Genomic DNA, 18078 nt, shown 5'->3' with positions numbered 1-18078 from the left:
TCGGCAAGCGCGTCGAGATTCGACTGTTTTGGCGCGGAACGCGTCGCCGACTTGCCGGGGACCCATGGCTCAGTTCGATCCTCGCCGCCAGCCTGTCCGGCTCGCGCCGCACCTGCTGACGACCTGCGCCGCCGTGGGCATCGCCCTGTTCGCCGGTCGTGGGTATGAACAGGTCAAGGCCGAGGAAGTTCCGGTCCTGACGGCGGAGCAGATCGAATCCCTGGAGGCCCAGGCCTACGCCGCCGCCGCCGCACCGGCCGGCATGACCACGCCGGAAGCCATTCCCGTCCAGATTCGCCGCGGCGAAACCTTCGAGCAGGCCGTGCGCCGCACCGGCATCGGCGCCGACGAGGCCAAGGCCGTGGCCGCCACCGTCGCCAGCGCCTTCGACCTCAAGGATCTGCGCGCGGGCCTGCGTTTCGAAACCGCCGTGTCCAAGCCGCGCGGCGGCCTGGGCGACGCCCGCCTGATCGGCCTGACCATGCGCACCGGTCCGGCCAGCCAACTGACCGTGTCGCGCAGTTTCGACGGCGCGCTGCGCCTGCGCTCGCTGGACGAGAAGATCGCCCAGGAAACCGTCGTCGCCAACGACAAGGTGCAGCGCTCCCTGTCGGCCAGCGCCCGCGAACTGGGCGCCACCTCGGCCGTGGTGCGTCGCGCCAGCCAGCTGTTCGCCCACAAGTTCGACATGCAGCGCGACGTGCGCGCCTCGGACGAATTCACCCTGGTGTTCGATCGCACGGTCACGGAATCGGGCCGCACCGTCGAAACCGGCGAACTGCTCTACGCCGAGTTGAAGGGTCACGCCTTCTACCGCTTCCAGCCCGCCGGCTCGAAGACGGCCCAGTATTTCGACGCCACGGGCAAGAACACGCGCACCGCCATGATGCGCACGCCGCTGCAGAACTTCCGCCGCGTCAGTTCCAACTTCGGCGTTCGCACCCATCCCATTTCCGGCTATCGCAAGATGCACCAGGGGATGGACTTCGCCGCCTCCACCGGCACGCCCGTGGTGGCGCCCGCCGACGGCGTGGTGGTCGAGGCCCGGCGCTGGGGCGGCTACGGCAACTGGCTGCGCATTCGCCACGCCAACGGCCTGGAAAGCGGCTACGGCCACCTGTCGCGCTACGCCTCGGGCATGCGCGCCGGCCAGCGCGTGACCCAAGGCCAGGTCGTGGCCTATGTCGGTTCGACCGGCGCCTCGACCGGTCCGCACCTGCACTATGAGATCTGGCGCAACGGCCAGCGGATCAATCCCTCGGGCATCAAGACCCAGGAAGGCACCGTCCTGGCGGGCGCCGACCTGAACGCCTTCCGCGCCGAGAAGGCCCGCATCGATCGCATCATCGCCGCCGGCGGCCAGCGTCGCCCGGTGGTCCAGCAGGCCTCGACCGGCCTGCGTCCCGCCGAAGGCTGATCGCACTCTCTTCGACCGCTCAGCCGACCAGTTGCGGAACACCGCCCTGGTTGGGACAGCGCACGCCGTGCACCCACACATCCGCCTCTCCCAGCCGGACGCCGAGCAGTTCCAGCAGAGGCTGAACCACGCCGTCCAGCACCGGCCCGAGCGGCGTCAGCACGCCCGCCAGCAACTGGGTGACGAGGTGCAGGGGTATCCCCAGGGCCGTCAACCGCGTGTCCCGCAGCAGGGTGACGATCAGGCCGTTCACGAAGCCCTTGGCGCGGACGCTCTTGGGCTGGCTCGACCCGATCTCGCTTCCCGTGAAGCGCAGCTCGCTCCAATCCAGATCCGCCACCTGGATGTCCGCGACGCCCTCCACCGTGATCAGCAATACGGACACCAGCCTGGCCGGGCTGACCTTGAGCTCGGACTTGAAGTCCCGCAGGCGTTTGGGATCGATCTGGCCCAGGCGCACGCGCGCCACGCCGGGCCGCGCCTCGATCAGAACGCGCGGCGTTCCCTCGCACTCGATCGCCTTGAGCCGAGCCTCGGCGCTGGCCGCTTCGATCAGGATGGGAACCTTCACCTGCGCCAGCAGCCCCACGAGCGGAACCTTGTCCAAGGCCGTCGCCTCAAGATAGAGGCGCGTCTGCACCGTGCGGATGATCGGTTCGCCTGTGCCGGTCACCGTCAGCCAGGGCGCGCGATTGGGACGTTCGCCGATCGCCAGCATGACGTCGAGGTCCGCCAGTCCGGCGCGCGCCCCCACATCAAGGGCCAGCTGACGATCCTGATTGGCGGTCTGCAGCGTCGCCATCAGCAGGTCCATGGCCGAGACCTCGGCGTCCAGCCCTCGCCGCAAGCCGCCGCGCGCATCTGCATCCACGCCGATCAACTCCTCGAGCTTGACCACGGCGTTCACCGGCAAGCGGGTCAGCTTGCTCAGAGCGCTTTCTGCGCCCGACCCGGCGACGGCCTCCAGCGCCCTCAGCACCTGGCCCGTCTGGGCTTCATGCGTCAGCAAGGCGTCATAATCTCCCGCCGTCACCCCTAGCTCAGCCGCCAGGGCGTCCGAGAACTGCAGCAGGTTGACCTGGGCGTCGGCCAGGGCGCGATAGTCCATCACCGTCAGGGACACCTTGCTCCCCAGCAGGCCGGACAGCAGGGCGTTCGCCAATCCGCCGTCCAGCCCCGCCAGGCGCGAACCGATGGAAAAGACGGCGCTGGGCGGGCCGCCGGGCAGCGCCGCCGTGGCCGATTTCGACACCGTCACGCTGTCTCGCCGCAGTATCCAGCGACCGAAATAGAGGGGCGCCGGGGCGCTCAAGGTCACGCGGGCGGCGTTGGGTCTGGACCCGCCGTCGGCGAAACGCGCGCGCGGCTTCAACCGGGGGTCAGGCGTATAGACGCCCCGCTGGACCCGCGCTCCGGCCAGATCGACCAGATTGTCCTGGGCTGTGAGGCGGGCGGCGGCCTCGGTCCGTTCGGGCGGGTCGGATAAGGTTTGAGCGGCCGCCAGCGCCGACAGGTCCGCCGCCCCCTGGACTTCGCGTCCCTTCAGAACCATGGATCCCACATCGACCGCCAGGGCCGCCAGGACGCAGATCAGGGCGCCGAAGACCGCGGCCATGACCGCAACCCCGCCCCGGTCATCGCTGGAAAGGCGGCGACGCCGGCCCATCTCACGCCTCCTCCACGCGGATGACGGCCGTGCGGCGAATGATGCGAGGCGGCGGCACGGTCAGCGGCGACAGGGCCATCAACGGATGTCCGCCCGCGTCATAGGCCACCTCGACCCGGAAACGCCCCGGCTCAGCGCGGACCGCCACGACGGCGTCGGCGGCCTTGAGCCCGAGGTCCTTCAGCTGGGTCTCCACGACTTCGCGCGCCAATTGTTCGCGTTCGACGGCGTCCAGCCCGGCGATCGCGGCGCGTGCGCCCTCGGACACGGCCGCCTGGACCGAATGCGCCATCCAGAACCAGCCGCCGTACACGATCATTCCCGCCAGCAGCAGAAAGAACACCGGCCCGACGATGGCGAACTCCACCGCCGCCGCCCCTTGCCGCTTCGCCATCCTGATACGCTGTTCATGTCGCATCATCGCACCTCGTGACACGAGCAGGATCAGCATCACAACTTAAGAGAGAATGTAGGCGCGTGATGAACGCTTCGACTCCGTCCCTCGGGCCGCATCGCAAACCGTCGGCCGTATCAGGAGGCTTCTCGACCTTGCTCCCTCGTCGGGAACCATTTCCGGGGCTCCCCGCCTCACTCTGAGTGATCACGACAGGAGAGAGCCATGCGCGACAGACAGCAATCCAAGGGACGGGAGCGCAACGCCGCCATTCCAGGCGGGAAGCCTGACGCCGACACGCCCGACGAAGCGGTGCGCCGGGTCGGGCGCGAGTCTCAACGTCGCGCCGGACCGGACGGTCCTGACGCGCGGGAGATCGGGGACACCTTCAAGAAGCAGGGCGGCGGCGGCGACCCTCGCCCCAAACCGAGCAAAGGATAGGGACTCGCCGCGTCTAGGGCGCAGGACGGAAGCATTTAACGACCGCAGCGCCGGTGTCATCGGCTACCGTTTCTCGCCATACAAATAGAATTTCTAAGTTATGCAAGCCAGCTTGGCATGCCTTATTGCGCGCCCAATTGTGACACTTATTGCGGTGCAGCATCCCCATGATCAGGCCCTCCCTGACCGTTCTCGCCTTTCTTTCGGCCGCAGGCGCGTGCGGCGCCGCACAAGCCCGAAGCGATGAAAATCTAACGGACCAGGCCCAGGTTGCGGCGGCTCATTCGGTCGCGGACGTCGTGGTGACCGGGTCCAACATCCGCCGCGCCAACACCGAAGGCTTCAACCCGGTCCAGGTGATCGGGCGCGAGGAGCTGGAAAGCTCGGGCAAGTCGACGACGGCGGACCTGCTGCGCTCGATCTCGGCCAATACCGGAAACGGCTCGAACGAGACGCAGAACAGCGGCTGGTCGTCAGGCGCGGCGGGCATCGGCCTGCGCGGTCTGTCGCAGAAGAACACCCTGGTGCTGCTGAACGGGCGCCGCGTGGCCAACTACGGCTTCCCCGGCGGCGGCCTGTCGGACACCTTCGTCAATCTGAACGCCCTGCCGATGGTGGCGACCCAGCGGCTGGAGGTGCTGAAGGACGGCGCCTCGGCCGTCTACGGCTCGGACGCGGTGGCGGGCGTCACCAACATCATCACCCGCCAGAATTTCCAGGGTCTGGAGTTCGGCGCCAGCTACGGCCTCGCCGATCAGGGCGGGCTGGAGACCTCCACCGCCAAACTGGTCGCCGGGCATGGCGACCTGGAGACGGACGGCTACAACATCCTGCTGTCGCTGGAAGCCTACACCCGCAATCGGCTGGATCAGGACCAGCGCGACCTGACCAAGTCGGGCATCTATGACGACCTGCCCGGCGGCCGCTGGAACGGCTGGTCGGCCAAGGGCGCGCGCTTCCTGGTCGACGGCCGGTCCGTGCCCTTCCTCAACGCCCAGGGCCAGTGCCCCGAGGGCATGGTGCTGACCGCCAGCGCCCCGATCGACGGCCTGTCCGGCGACACCTGCGCCATCAACCTGGCGCCGCACACGACGCTGATCCCTTCGACCGACCGCTATCAGGCCTATCTGTTCGGAACCAAGCGCCTGACGCCGCAGATCGAGGCCTTTGGCGAGGTGCTCTATTCCTATGTCGAGGGGGCGTCCCTGTTCGGCTCCAGCCCCTTCTTCACGCTGGAAGGGGGGCGGTTCGCACTGAACGCCGAGACCGGGCTGGCCGAGCCGGTGTCGAACCTGCTGCCCGCCAACAACCCCTACAACCCCTACGGCGTCGCCACGCCGATCGAATACACCTTCTTCGACCTGGGCCGGACGCTGAAGACCAATGAGTCCAAGTCCTATCGCGCCCTGGCCGGGGTGCGCGGGCGCCATGACCGCTTCGACTGGGAGGCCGCCGTCTTCGCCTCGGGCAGCGACGAGCGCGAGACGGTGTCCGGCGGCTTCGCTCATCGCTGGAACCTGGCCGACGCCCTGGCCAACGGCACGCTGAACCTGCACGAGCCGGGCGCCACGCCGCAGGCCGTGCTGGACGGCATCCGCCTGTCGACCCTGCGTCCGGCGGAGTCGCGCCTCTATGGGGCCGACTTCAAGATTTCCGGCGAGCTGTTCAACCTGCCCGCCGGTCAGGTCGGCTACGCCGCCGGGGTTGAGTTCCGGCATGAGAGCCTAGTCTCCAGCAATCCGTGGCAGATCGACGCCGGGCTGCAGATCCGCCCCGCCATCGCCGCAGTGGACGGCGAGCGCGACGTCTGGGCCGCCTATGCCGAGTTCAACATCCCGGTCCTGAGCAATCTGGACATCCAGGTCGCGGCGCGGGCGGACGAATACAGCGACTTCGGCAGCGCCTTCTCGCCCAAGGCGGGCGTGCGTTGGAAGCCGCTGGAGTGGCTGGCGCTGCGGGCCTCGGCCTCACGCGGTTTCCGGGCGCCGTCGCTGTCGGAGAACTCGGCCTCGACCATGATCTCCTACGGCTCGGTCATCGACCCCTATGATCCCGACCTGCCCAACTCGCGCCAGAGCCCGACCTTCTTCACCGTCGGCAACACTGATCTGGAGCCGGAAAAGACCCGCTCCTACAATCTGGGCATCGTCTTCACCCCGACGCGCGACACGGCGCTGAGCATCGACTGGTATCAGATCAAGCTCGACAACCTGATCGGCACGGGCAACACCACCGCCATCGTCCAGGGCAACGACCCCGCCGACGTCGTCCGCGACGAACGCGGCAAGCTGCAGGCCGTCTACAACCGCTATCGCAACCTGACGGCGCTGGAGACGTCGGGCTTCGACGTGGACTTCAGCCAGCGCTGGCGCACAGACGGTTGGGGGACCTTCACCGCCTCCAGCGCCTATACCCACCTGCTGGAATACAAGCGGCCGAACGCGGCGGGCGGACCGCTGCTGGACTACGCCGGGTCGAACCGGGGCGCGACCCTGCCGGCGCACAAGGCGACGACGCGGCTGGCCTGGAACCGCGACGTCTTCGACGCCAACCTGACCTGGTACTACACCTCGGGTTATGATCAGGTGCCGGAAGTCGGGGGACAATCGCGCGTGGACGCCTATCACCAGTTCGATCTGTATGCGGCGTGGTCCGGGCTGGAGCGCGTGACGCTCTACGCCAAGATCGAGAACCTGCTGGACGAAGCGCCGCCGCACGACGCCTCCTTCCCCGGCGTGCGCGCCCCCTACGACTTCGGCCAGTACGATCTGCGCGGGCGCTACTTCCGCGTCGGCTTCGACGTCCGCTTCTGATCCCTTTTTCGCATCGAGACCTGACACCATGAGCGTTCAACACGCCCGTTCATCCCTCCGTCGCATCCTGACCGGCGGCGCGGCGGCGGCGATCCTGCTGGGCGGCGTCGCCCTGACGGCGCCCGCTCCAGCCCTGGCCCAGAGCGCCTATTTCTTCCCTCAGGCGCCGGCGGGCGATTTCGACTCAGCCATCCCGACGCCGGAAGCCTTCCTCGGCTATCCGATCGGCACGCACTACACCCGCCACGACCGCATCGTGGACTACCTGCGCGAACTGGCCCGCCTGTCGGATCGGGTGACGGTCGAGGAAATCGGCCGCAGCTATGAACAGCGGCCCCTGCTGTCCGTGGTCATCACCTCGAGCGCCAATCAGGGCCGGATCGACCAGATTCAGCGCGCCCATATCGCGGCGGGCGATCCCGGCGGTCCGGCGGCGGGGGCCGACGCCCCGGTCGTCGTCGGCCTGTTCTACAGCGTCCACGGCAATGAGACCTCCAGCGGCGAGGCGGCCCTGCTGACCGCCTACTACCTCGCCGCCGGGCGCTCGCCCGAGGTGCTGGACTGGCTGGACAAGGCCGTGATCGTCATCGATCCGGCCCAGAACCCCGACGGCCGCGACCGCGCCGCCAACTGGCACAACGCCTGGAAGAACCAGCCCGCCGTCTCGGATCCACAGGACAAGGAACACGTCGAGGCCTGGCCCGCCGGCCGCACCAACCACTATTTCACCGACCTGAACCGCGACTGGCTGGCGGTGACGCAACGCGAGACCCGCGCCAAGCTGGAGGCCTTCCACCGCTGGCGCCCCAACATCCAGATCGACTTCCACGAGATGGGCGCGGGCAGCACCTATTATTTCGAGCCCTCGCCCGCCAGCATGGAAAGCCCGCTGCTGCCGCGCGCCAGCTATGAGTGGAACGTGACGCTGGCCCGCTATCACGCCCAGGCGCTGGATAGCCTCGGCTCGCTCTATTACACGCGCGAGGTTTTCGACAACTTCTCGCCGGTCTACGGCTCGACCTATCCCGACTTCCATGGCGGGGTCGGGGTGACGGTCGAACAGGCCAGTTCGCGCGGCCTGGTGCAGGACACGGCCAACGGCCCGCTGACCTTCCCCTTCACCATCCGCAACCAGACCAATGTCGGCCTGGCCACCATCCGCGGCGCCGTCGCTGAGCGCGCCGGGCTGCAGGCCTTCCAGCGCGACTTCTTTCGCTCGGCCGTCGAACAGGGGCGGCGCCATTCCAGCCAGGCCTTCGTCTTCGGCGACGCGGCCGATCCGGGCCTGACGCGCCAGACGCTGGACCTGCTGCTGGCCCACCACATCCAGGTCCACCCCCTGACCGAGCGGGTGACGCAGAACGGCCGCGCCTATGAGCCGGGCAGCGCCTATGTCGTGCCCTCGGCCCAGCCGCAGTTCCGCCTGGTCCACTCCATCTTCGACCGGACGCCGCCGACCAAGGGCAGCGTCTATGGCAGCACCTCCTATTCCGTCGCCCTCGCCTATGGCCTGAAGAGCGACGGCCTGCGCCGCGTCCCCGCCCACGGGTCCGCCGTGACCGAAGCGCCCGTCGCAACCGGCGGCGTCAGCGGGCCGCAGGACGCCTACGCCTATGTCGTCAACTGGCGCGACCTGAACGCCCCGCGGGTTCTGGCGGCCCTGCTGCGTCAAGACGTGCGCGTCCGCGCCGCGTTCGAGCCGCTGACCGCAAGGACGGCGGCGGGCGACAGCGCCTTCGGGCGCGGCTCCCTGGTCGTGACCACGGCGGGACAGTCGCTGGACGCCGCCGCCCTGCGCACCGCCGTCGACACGGCCGCACGCGAGGCGGGCGTGGTCGCCCACGCCGTCTCGACCGGCGCGAGCGTCGCGGGCGTCGATCTAGGCAGCGACAACGTGAAAGTCGTGCGCGCGCCGCGCATCGCCCTGGTCATGGGCGAGGGCGTCAACGCCACCGAAATCGGCTCGACCTGGTTCGCCCTCAGCGAACGCCTGAACTATCCGGCGACGCGGCTGGACCCGTCCCAGTTGGGCCGCGTGCCGCTGGGAAGCTATGACAGCATCGTCCTGTCCGGCGGGCGCTACGACAACCTGGGCCAGCCGACGGTGGACGCACTGAAGGCCTGGGTGCGGGCGGGCGGGTCCCTGGTGGTGTTCGGCAACGCCGCGCGCTGGGCCGCCGCCAACGGACTGGCCCCGCAGGCCGCCTCAGAAGACGAGAAGAAGGCCGAGGTCGAGCGCCGCGACTACGCCGACCGCAGCGCCATCCAGGGCGAACAACGGACGGCGGGCAACGCCCTGTCGGCCGACGCGGACATCAGCCACCCGCTGGCCTTCGGCCTGTCGCGCCGCGAGCTGTTCGTGAACAAGGAGACGGACGTCGTCCTGGCCCCCGTGGCCGATCCCTTCGCCAACGTCGTGCGGATCGAGACCGACCCGCAGGTCAACGGCTACCTGCCCGAAGCCCTGCGCGCCCGCTCAGCCGGTTCGGTCTGGGCTCAGGTGAACCCGATCGGCGCGGGCAACGTCGTCCTGTTCGCCGACGACCCGGCCCACCGCAAATACTGGCTGGGGACGGAGCGTCTGCTGATCAACGCCCTGTTCCTGTCGAACCACCTCTCCTCGCCTTCGCGACGTTAGGCCGGGTTCGACAGGAGGCTGTCCGCCTTCAGGTTCTGATCCCGCTCAGAACCTGAAGGTCAGGAAGGTCCCCAGGTAGGACTGATTCTCGGCCGTGCCGGTTTCCTTCAGGAAATCGCCGGCCTTGGTGTAGTTGGCGACGCCCATCAGCGAGACATAGGGCGTCAGGGCGTAGCGGGCGAAGACGCCCGTGCGCCAGCCGACATAGGACGACTCTCCTTCATCCGCCCCGCGCAGCACCAGACCCGACAGGGCGTAGAGACCGTCGTCCTTGCTCTGGCGCCACAGGCCGGCCGTGTTGGCGCCGAGCGTCAGCTTGGGCGACGGACGCACCGTCACTTCGGGCTGCAGCAGGATCAGGTTGGCGAAGCCCAGATCGGTGCGCAGGGCGGCCGGCTGCGGGAACAGAGGGTTGAAGCTGTTCAGCTTGCCGTCGTTCGGGTTCTTGTCGCCCGAGCCGACGTCCAGGCGCACGGCCACCCGCGGCGACCACTTCACATCCGCGAAGGTGCGACCGCCGACGGCCGAGATGAACCAGGCGTCGATGTCGAGATCGCGGAACGAGCCCCACTGTTTGACCGCCTCGACCTCATAGTCCCAGGGCGCGACCTTGCCCGACAGGCGCACCGACAGGGTGTCGCGGTCGTCGCGGCCGGGAAGCTGACCATCGAACGGCGTCGTCAGGCGATCGGTGTTGGCGTAGAGCAGCTCCAGCTTCGGCGCCGTCGCCCCCTGCCCCAGCGTCTTCGCGGCTGTCGCGCCATACAGGCGATAGTCGAAATTGGTGGCGTCGTCCCACGAGGCCTTGCCCTCGCGCAGCGCATAGCCGGCGAAGGCGCCGCCGCTCCAGCCGGTCGGGCTGTCGTACATGACCCAGACCATGTCCAGGGCCGCCCGGGCGTTGGCGCCCTCGCGCATGTCGAACAGGCGGAAGCCGCCCTGGCCGAACTCCTGACGGCCGGCGCGGACGCGCAAGCTTCCGCCGCCCAGACCCGTCTTCGCCTCGATGAAGGCCTGATGCAGGTCGGTGCGGTTCTCCTCGATCACCGGCTCGCCGCTGGCCAGACCCGAGGTGCGGGCGTCCTGCACGTCGACGAAGGCGCGCAGTGAAGAGCCCAGGTTCAGCTCGCCCCACAGGCGGGCGCGGGTCTGGAAATCGCCGCCGGTGTCCTGCGGACCGCGGCCGAAGCGTTCGTTGTCGCGATGCTCGGCGCGGAAGCGCAGTTCGCCGCCGAAGCTGGCCCATACGGGGCTGTCCTCCCCGCCGACCGGGACATATTTGAACCTCGACCAGGTCGAGGTGCGCTTCGCCGGGTCGGCCAGGTAGGCGTAATTCTCATCGTGGTTGATCAGCTTGAACGGCGGCGGCGAGACCGGAGCCGCAGGCGTCGCAGCAAGCGCGGCGGCCGGCGCGGTCTGGATCGGCGCCTCGGCGTCGGCGGGCATGGGGGCGTGCGAAAGCAATGCGGCGGCGGCCGCAGCGGCGATGGTCATGGTTTCCTCCGGGAAAGGGCGCAGTTGGCTCCGCGCTCGGTTCGATTGGGATGATTATTCGGCGTCGGGCTGCTGGCCGGGCGCGGCGTTCTGGAAGGTGGGCAGTTCGAGACAGGCCGCCTCAAGCGCCAGCAGGCGCGGCCAGCGCAGTTCGACGCCGAAGCGGCGAGCGTTGCCCAGCTGCGGCACGATGCACAGGTCGGCCAGGCTTGGGGCGTCGCCGAAGGCGAAGGGACCCGGCTGATCCGCCAGCAGTCGGTCGACGGCGTCGAGACCTTCCTCGATCGTGGTCGACGCCCAGGCCTGGACCAGCTCTTCACCCAAGCCCAGTTCGCGCAGGCGTTGCAGCACCTTGAGATTCTGCACCGGGTGGATGTCGCAGGCGACCGCCTGGGCCACGGCCCGGACCTTGGCCTTCAGCACCGGCTCGGCGGGCAGAAGGGCCGGCTCGGGCGCGAGCTCGTCCAGGTATTCGATGATGGCCAGGGACTGGGTCAGGACCGCGCCGTCGTCGGTGACGAGCGACGGCAGCAACCCTTGCGGATTGAGCGCCAGGTACGCCGGCGCCCGCTGCTCGCCCTTGCGCAGGTGGTGGGCGACCTGCACGGCCTCCAACCCCTTGAGGCCGAGAGCGATACGAACGCGCCAGGAGGCCGTGGAGCGGAAATAGCCGTGCAGGATCATGGGGTCAGACTCCGGCCCGGCGGCGCACGCCGCCGAGGGTGAAGACGGCGATCGAGGCGATCGCGGCGGGGATGACGGCCAGCAGGATCAGCGACTGCGGCGTCCAGCCGGCGGCCAGCAGCACGCCGCCGACCAGCGGGCCGACAATGGCGCCGATGCGGCCGACGCCCAGGGCCCAGCCCACGCCCGTGGCGCGGATGGCCGTCGGGTAGACCGCCGCCGTCAGGGCGTTGCAGCCGATCTGGGCGCCGACGACGCCGAAGCCGGACAGCGCCGCGCCGACCAGCAGGACCGGCAGATTGGCGCCGCCGAAAGCCAGCAGGGCGATGAAGGCGGCCGATGCGGCGTAGGCCGCGCCCAGGACGACATAGGGGCTGATCCTGTCGATCATCCGGCCCAGGACGATGGCGCCGACGACGCCTCCGAGGTTGAGGATCGAGGTGGACAGGATGGCCATGCTGAGCGGCAGGCCCGCTCCCTTCAGCAGGGTCGGCAGCCAGTTCACCAGGAAGTACATGACCAGCAGGTTCATGAAGAAGGCGACCCACAGCAGCAGGGTCACGGGCGTGCGGCCCTCACGGAACAGCTGGAAGACCGAGAAGCCCTTGGCCGCCGAAGACTGTTCATGCTTCAGGCCGGCGATGAATTCGTCGACCGAGGCGCTGGCGTCGATCTTCTTCACGATGGGCGCGATCCTGTGCTCCGGCGCGCCCTTGGCGACCAGGAAGCGCACGGATTCCGGCAGCATGAAGTAGAGAACCGGCAGCAGCAGAAGCGGCAGGACGCCGCCGACGACGAAGACCGAATGCCAGTCCCAGGTCGCGATCAGCCAGGTCGAAACCAGGCCGCCGATGGTCGATCCCAGCGGGAAGCCGCAGAACATGACCGTCACCAGGGTCGCGCGCAGCCGCGCCGGGCCGTACTCGCTGGTCAGGGCGATGATGTTGGGCATGGCGGCGCCCAGGCCGACCCCGGTGATGAAGCGGTAGATCAACAACTCGTTCATCGAGGTCGAGAACGCCGTCAGCAGGGCGAACAGGCCGAAGATCAGGGTCGAGATCAGGATGACCGTCTTGCGGCCGAACTTGTCCGCCGCCGGGCTCAGGGTGAAGGCGCCGACCGTCAGGCCCAGAAGGCCGATGGCGAAGATCGGGCCGAACGCCGACGGGGCCAGGCCCCAGTCCTCGGCGATCTTGGGCGCGACGAAGGCGATCGACTGGGTGTCGAAGCCGTCGAGCATGGCGATGATGAAGCACAGCGCCGTGACGCCGAACTGCAGCGGGCCGAATCTGGCCCGGTCGATGACGGCGTTGCCGCCTCCTTCGCCCATGGCTGCCATATGTGTAGTCCTCCTGCGGAGGGCGCGTCTGACGCGCGCCTCTCCGTGATTGCTGATGATGCGTTGAAGGGGATCAGGCGGCCTTCGGACCGACCTTGATATTGAGCGGCGTCAGGCCGTCGATGGTCACCACCATCTCGTCGCCCTCGACCACGGCGCCGACGCCCGCCGGCGTGCCTGTGTAGATCAGATCGCCCGGCTGGATCTCCCACAGGGTCGACAGATAGGCGATGATGTCCGCCACCGGCCAGATCAGGTCGGCTAGGTCGGCGTCCTGCTTGACCTCGCCGTTGACGGTCAGCTTGATCGCGCCCTTGTTCGGGTCGAAGTCGCCCCCGCCCGCCTTCAGGATTAGGCCCAGCGGCGACGACTGTTCGACGTTCTTGCCGGTGTCCCACGGACGGCCCTGGGCGCGAGCTTCCAGTTGCAGGTCGCGGCGGGTCATATCCAGGCCCGTGGCGTAGCCCCAGACGTGGTCCAGCGCGTCCTCGACGGCGATGTCGCGCCCGCCCTTGCCCACGGCGACGACCAGTTCGGCCTCATAGTGGAAGTTCTCCGTCTTGGACGGATAGGCGATGGTCGTTCCATCCGGCACGACCGTCTCGGCCCAGGCGGTGAAGAAGAAGGGCGGTTCGCGGTCCGGGTCGCGCCCCATCTCGCGCGCATGGGCGGCGTAGTTGCGGCCGACGCAGAAGATGCGGCGAACCGGGAAATCGTCGCCCGTCGAAGTCTTGGCCAGGACCGGCGCTTGCGGTTGGAACAGCAGGCTCACGCGTTTTCTTCCTTGTAAAGATTCAGTTTTTCCTGACAGGCCTTGTCCGAGTAGCCGAACAGCACAAGCTGGCTCTCGGCCTTGAACACCACCTGTTTCCACGACGGGACGACGACGATGTCGCGGGGGTTCAGGGCGACGGTCTCGCCCTCGATCACGGCCTCGCCGGTTCCTTCCACGACGACGAAAATGGTCCCGTCGGTCGCGCGACGCGGACGCGTCTGGAAACCGTTCGGCAGCAGGCGGACATGGGCCGAGATGGTGGCCATGATCGGGCCGCCGTCGATCGGATTCATGAACTCCAGCGCATGACCCAGGTGCGGGTCGATCTCGGCGCCGCTCTCGGCCAGGGCGTCCAGGGCCGGACGCCACTCGGCGTAGGGGTAGTGGAACAGCGGCTGGTGCGCCGGGCGGCGGTCCGCCGTGTGGCCCTTCAGCGGACGCATGTTGCGGCCGTAGCGGTTCAGGCTGTCGCCCGCCGGGGCCTGCTCCGGGAAGCGGTCCTCGTGATAGTGCTCGGCGAAACTGGCGTCGAAATGGCGCACGGTCGGGATATCCAGACCGTCCAACCAGATCATCGGCTTGTCGGTCGGATTGCCGTGGTCGTGCCACTGGCCGCCCGGCGTCAGCACCAGATCGAAGGGGCGCATCACCGCCTTCTCGCCATCGACCGCCGTATAGGCGTCCTCGCCTTCCAGCACGAAGCGCAGGGCGCACTGGGCGTGACGGTGGGCCGGGGCGACCTCGCCCGGCAGGATCAGTTGCAGGCCGGCGTAGAGGCTGGGCGTAATGCCCGAATGGCCCGGCAAGCCGGGGTTCTCCAGGATCAGCACCCGTCGCTCGGCGTCCTTGGCGCTGATCAGGTCGCCGGCGCGCATCAGATAGTCGCGGGCGTTGGCATAGACCCATTTGTGCACCTGGGCCGGCGACTGCGGCTGGGGCAGAACCAGGGCGGCCAGCTTCTCCCACAGAGGGTAGAGCCCTTCCGGCTCCATCTGCTGATAGAGAGTCTCGAGCTGGGCGCGGTTGTCGTTGGTCAGCTGCGTCATGTGATCAGGCCTCCATGCCGACGTGCAGGACGCCGTCTTCGAGCTTCACCGGGAAGGTGCGCACGGCGACCGAACAGGGCGCGTCCACGGCCGCGCCGGTCTTCACATTGAAGGTGCCCTGATGCAGCGGGCACTCGATCAGCTCGCCGTCCAGATAGCCGTCGGAGAGGCTGGCCTGGCCGTGGGTGCACAGGTCGGCGGTGGCGAAATACTCGCCGTCCACGACATAGAGGGCGACGCTCAGGCCGTTGACGACGGCCTTGGCCACGCCGTGTTCATCCAGGGCCGAGGGCGGCAGGGCGGCCGCCCACGACAGGGTCGCGACATCGGTCATGCGGGATACACCAGACTGTTCGGGATCATTTCGGAATCGAAGACGACGATGCGCTCGACGAAGCGCAGCCGGTCGCCGTCGCGGACGATGCGGTCATGGCAGACGGCCGACAGCACGATGTCCGAGGGCTTGTCGATCAGCGTCTGCACCACCAGCAGGTTGTGGCGGACGCGCACGCCCTGTTCGTCCTGCTCGACGATGCGCGGCGCGGTGGGAAAGCGGCGGTAGTATCGCGGGGCGTACATCTGCGTCCGCGTCAGCCCCGTCACCCGGTCTTTCAACATGCCGCGGCTCTCGGCCTGCATGGTGCACAGGGTGTAGCCCGCCTCATGGTTCTCGCGCGGGATCACGCGATAGAGGCAGTCCTCGGTGAAATACTCGGGCCAGGCGTGCAGATCGACATCGTCAAGCGTCGCATAATAGGCGTCGTAAAGGTCGCGGACCTCGTCGCGGGTGATGGTCTCGCTCATGCTCACAGCCCCATCACCTTGCGCCAGTAGCGCCACATGCCGCGCACGGCGGTCTCCGTGACCTGGTGGTCGGTCGGGGCGATCTCGCGGCCGCCCATCTGCAGGATCATGTTGGCGTCAGGCGAGCCCATAGCCCCCTGCTGGGTCATCTCCAGAACCTCGCCGTCGTCGGCCGAGACGAAGCCCGCCGGTCCGAACAGATTGGCCTGGCGCGTGCGCCGCAGCTTCATCTCGTCGGTGTCGTCGGCGTAGCACCAGTGGGTCCAGTGGAAGTCGAACCCGCCCGGCCCCTTGGGCACGATCTGGCGCGTGGTCAGGCTGTTGACCTGCTGCTGCAGGATGACGCTGGGGAAGATGGTGATCATCCCGACGGTCTCCTCGCCGGGGAACTCCTGCACCACGTCCATGACGCGCGGGTCCTCCAGCACCAGGTCGCCCTGGAAGTTGCGGATGTCCGCCATGTCCTCGGTCTTTTCCTGCTCGCCCTTGCGCGAGATCAGGATGCCGTGGCGGCCCTCGTCGTCGATATCGACGGCCGACTTCTGGTCGGCGCGGAACAGGCCGAAGGTGGCGAAGAACACGTGCAGGAGCCCGGCGTGATACGGGTCCTTGATGTTCTCCTGCATCTGCTTCCAGTTGGCGGGAATGTGCTGGCGGTTGTAGCCCAGCACCTGCAGCTTCCGGCCGTCATAGACGCGGGTGTAGTGCTTCCAGAACTTGTCGCCGAGGTAGTCGCGGAACGGCGGCGTCTCGTCCGAGAAGGTGGCCCAGACCACGCCGTTGACCACCTCGACCCGCAGCTTGGTCAGGCCGTTCTGCTTCAGATCGAAGTCGGCGGGCATCCCGCCCTGGCGCTTCACGCCCCGGCGGAAAGGCACGCCCTGCAGGTCGCCGTTCAGGGCGTAGGACCACTGGTGATAGGGGCAGATCAGCTCCTTGGAGTGGCCGAAGCGCGACTGGCAGAACTTGACCCCCTTGTGGGCGCAGCGGTTCTCGACGACCGAAATCTCGTCCTCGCCCGAGCGGACCATGACGCAGGGTTTCTCGCCCAGGGTCGTGGTCTTCCAGTCGCCGACATCGGGGATTTCACATTCCAGGCCGACGTACAGCCAGTGGGGGCCGTACCAGATCTTCTGCAGCTCCTCGGCGTAGATTTCCGGGTCCGTATAGACCCAGTAGGGCACCGCGGCGTCGACATCGGCCGGCCAGGCGCGCGCTTGACGGCCCTCTGGAGGGCGCATGGCGATGGTCACTGAAAAGCTCCCGAACTGACAATTCGAAGCGGCGATCTCACGTCGCCGTTGACCGCCTTGGTGTCGTGGTTTTTGATCTATGTCAAATGCGTTGCATGTAGTGCAATGACCTGAGGAGATCACAAATGACGGAGCGCATCGTTGTCGTCGGCGCCGGCCACGCTGGCGGAATGGCCGCCATCGCCTTGAGAGAGTTGGGTTTTTCTGGGATCCTGACCCTCATCGGCGATGAGCCGCACCCCCCCTACGAACGTCCAAGCCTGTCGAAGGGATTCCTGAGCGGAGCCGAACCGGAACCCGTCTGGCTGGCGCCGGCGGAACGCTGGAGCGCGCTGAACGCCGTCCTGAAAACCGCCAGTCCCGCCGTCGCGATCGACCGCGAAAAGGGCGAAGTCCGCCTGGCCGACGGATCGGCCGAGCCGTTCGACGCCCTGATCATGGCGACCGGCGGGCGGGTGCGGCGCCTGCCCCTGCCCCACCATCCCGCCGTCCATTATCTGCGGACCACGGACGATGCGCGCGCCCTGGCCGCGGGCGCTCGGCCCGGCGCGCGCGCCCTGATCGTCGGCGGGGGCGTCATCGGTCTGGAAGCGGCTTCGACCCTGCAAGGCATGGGCCTGTCCGCCGTGGTGGTCGAAGCGGGCGAGCGGCTTCTGGGGCGCAACATTCCGGCCGAGGCGGCCCAGTGGCTGGCCGAGGCTCACGCGCGCATCGGCGTCGACGTCCGCCTGGGCCGCTCGCTGACCGGCCTGGACGACACGCCCGACGGCGGCGTCACGGCGACGCTGGATGGCGGGGAGACGCTCGACGTCGACCTGGTTGTCGTCGGGATCGGCATCATCCCCTGCGTCGAACTGGCGGAAGCGTCCGGCCTGCCGATCGACGGCGGCGTGCTGACGGACGACGACTATCGCTCGCCGGGCGATCCGCGCGTCTTCGCCATCGGCGACGTGGCGGCGCGGCTGAAGGACGGCGCGGCGAGACGCATGGAGACCTGGGCTCACGCTCAGACCTCGGCCCGCAAGGCGGCGCTGGCGATCCTCGGCCTGCCGTCCGAACCCGAACCGGCGCCCTGGTTCTGGACCGACCAGTGCGGGCATAACCTGCAGATTCTCGGAGACCCGTCCGCCGCAGACGTCGTTGTGGAGCGTGGAGAAGGCGTGCGTCTTTACCTGCGTCAGGGCGCTCTGGTCGGGGCCGTCTGCCTTGATCGACCGCGCGATTTCGCCGCCGCCCGCCGGCTGATCGGCAAGACTCTCAAGCCCGAAATCGCATCCGATCCGTCCGTCGACCTGCGCAAGGCCGCCTGAAGCG

The 18078-nt window shown here is 68.3% G+C and carries 15 protein-coding genes; 5 read left to right on the top strand and 10 right to left on the bottom strand.

Annotated features, from left to right (window positions below):
• Positions 1–64 precede the first annotated feature (64 nt).
• A complete protein-coding gene (locus ACWGL1_RS14980; RefSeq protein WP_291778870.1) occupies positions 65–1417 on the top strand; it encodes a M23 family metallopeptidase in 1353 nt (450 codons plus the stop codon).
• 19 nt (positions 1418–1436) lie between these two features.
• On the opposite strand, the gene ACWGL1_RS14975 is transcribed toward ACWGL1_RS14980, so the two are convergent.
• The gene (locus ACWGL1_RS14975) at positions 1437–3083 is read right to left on the bottom strand and encodes a TadG family pilus assembly protein (protein WP_452112427.1); all 1647 of its coding nucleotides are present in this window, start codon (positions 3081–3083) and stop codon (positions 1437–1439) included.
• Position 3084: 1 nt separating this feature from the next.
• Positions 3085–3477, bottom strand: coding sequence for a TadE/TadG family type IV pilus assembly protein (locus tag ACWGL1_RS14970; RefSeq protein ID WP_312219798.1), 393 nt, complete (start codon positions 3475–3477; stop codon positions 3085–3087).
• Between the two features lie 225 nt (positions 3478–3702).
• Between ACWGL1_RS14970 and ACWGL1_RS14965 the strand changes: the two genes are divergently transcribed.
• The 3 genes from ACWGL1_RS14965 to ACWGL1_RS14955 all read left to right on the top strand — a co-directional run bounded on the left by ACWGL1_RS14965 (position 3703) and on the right by ACWGL1_RS14955 (position 9369).
• Positions 3703–3918, top strand: coding sequence for a hypothetical protein (locus ACWGL1_RS14965; protein WP_452112426.1), 216 nt, complete (start codon positions 3703–3705; stop codon positions 3916–3918).
• Between the two features lie 302 nt (positions 3919–4220).
• A complete protein-coding gene (locus tag ACWGL1_RS14960; RefSeq protein ID WP_452112425.1) occupies positions 4221–6731 on the top strand; it encodes a TonB-dependent receptor in 2511 nt (836 codons plus the stop codon).
• Positions 6732–6759: 28 nt separating this feature from the next.
• Positions 6760–9369: a M14 family zinc carboxypeptidase gene (locus ACWGL1_RS14955; protein WP_452112424.1), complete on the top strand. Its 2610-nt coding sequence runs from the start codon at positions 6760–6762 to the stop codon at positions 9367–9369.
• A gap of 45 nt (positions 9370–9414) precedes the next feature.
• Here the strand turns inward: ACWGL1_RS14955 and ACWGL1_RS14950 are convergent, their stop codons facing one another.
• From ACWGL1_RS14950 to ACWGL1_RS14915, 8 genes are all read right to left on the bottom strand, one after another.
• On the bottom strand, positions 9415–10863 hold the full coding sequence (locus ACWGL1_RS14950; protein WP_452112423.1) for an alginate export family protein: 1449 nt from the start codon (positions 10861–10863) through the stop codon (positions 9415–9417).
• 54 nt (positions 10864–10917) lie between these two features.
• On the bottom strand, positions 10918–11547 hold the full coding sequence (gene maiA, locus ACWGL1_RS14945) for a maleylacetoacetate isomerase (RefSeq protein ID WP_452112422.1): 630 nt from the start codon (positions 11545–11547) through the stop codon (positions 10918–10920).
• A 4-nt stretch (positions 11548–11551) separates the two neighbouring features.
• A complete protein-coding gene (locus ACWGL1_RS14940; RefSeq protein WP_346522368.1) occupies positions 11552–12886 on the bottom strand; it encodes an MFS transporter in 1335 nt (444 codons plus the stop codon).
• Positions 12887–12959: 73 nt separating this feature from the next.
• Entirely contained in the window at positions 12960–13658 is a 699-nt protein-coding gene (locus tag ACWGL1_RS14935; protein WP_452112421.1) for a fumarylacetoacetate hydrolase family protein, read from the bottom strand.
• Entirely contained in the window at positions 13655–14707 is a 1053-nt protein-coding gene (gene gtdA, locus ACWGL1_RS14930) for a gentisate 1,2-dioxygenase (RefSeq protein WP_452112420.1), read from the bottom strand. The genes ACWGL1_RS14935 and gtdA overlap by 4 nt, the downstream gene beginning before the upstream one ends.
• Positions 14708–14711: 4 nt before the next feature.
• Positions 14712–15041 (bottom strand): non-heme iron oxygenase ferredoxin subunit, encoded by a 330-nt coding sequence (locus ACWGL1_RS14925; protein ID WP_291778837.1) that lies wholly within the window; start codon positions 15039–15041, stop codon positions 14712–14714.
• Positions 15038–15511, bottom strand: a complete 474-nt coding sequence (locus ACWGL1_RS14920) for an aromatic-ring-hydroxylating dioxygenase subunit beta (protein WP_291778833.1) — start codon at positions 15509–15511, stop codon at positions 15038–15040. Before ACWGL1_RS14920 ends, ACWGL1_RS14925 begins: the two co-directional genes overlap by 4 nt.
• Before the next feature lie 2 nt (positions 15512–15513).
• Positions 15514–16764 (bottom strand): aromatic ring-hydroxylating dioxygenase subunit alpha, encoded by a 1251-nt coding sequence (locus tag ACWGL1_RS14915; protein WP_291778830.1) that lies wholly within the window; start codon positions 16762–16764, stop codon positions 15514–15516.
• Between the two features lie 125 nt (positions 16765–16889).
• On the opposite strand from ACWGL1_RS14915, the gene ACWGL1_RS14910 reads away from it, so the two are divergent.
• Positions 16890–18074 (top strand): NAD(P)/FAD-dependent oxidoreductase, encoded by a 1185-nt coding sequence (locus ACWGL1_RS14910; RefSeq protein WP_452112419.1) that lies wholly within the window; start codon positions 16890–16892, stop codon positions 18072–18074.
• Positions 18075–18078 lie beyond the last annotated feature (4 nt).

It is taken from the genome of Brevundimonas sp. NPDC055812 (assembly GCF_053616535.1).
Note: the sequence above shows the minus strand (reverse complement) of the source record. Positions and strands in the feature narration are given on the sequence as shown.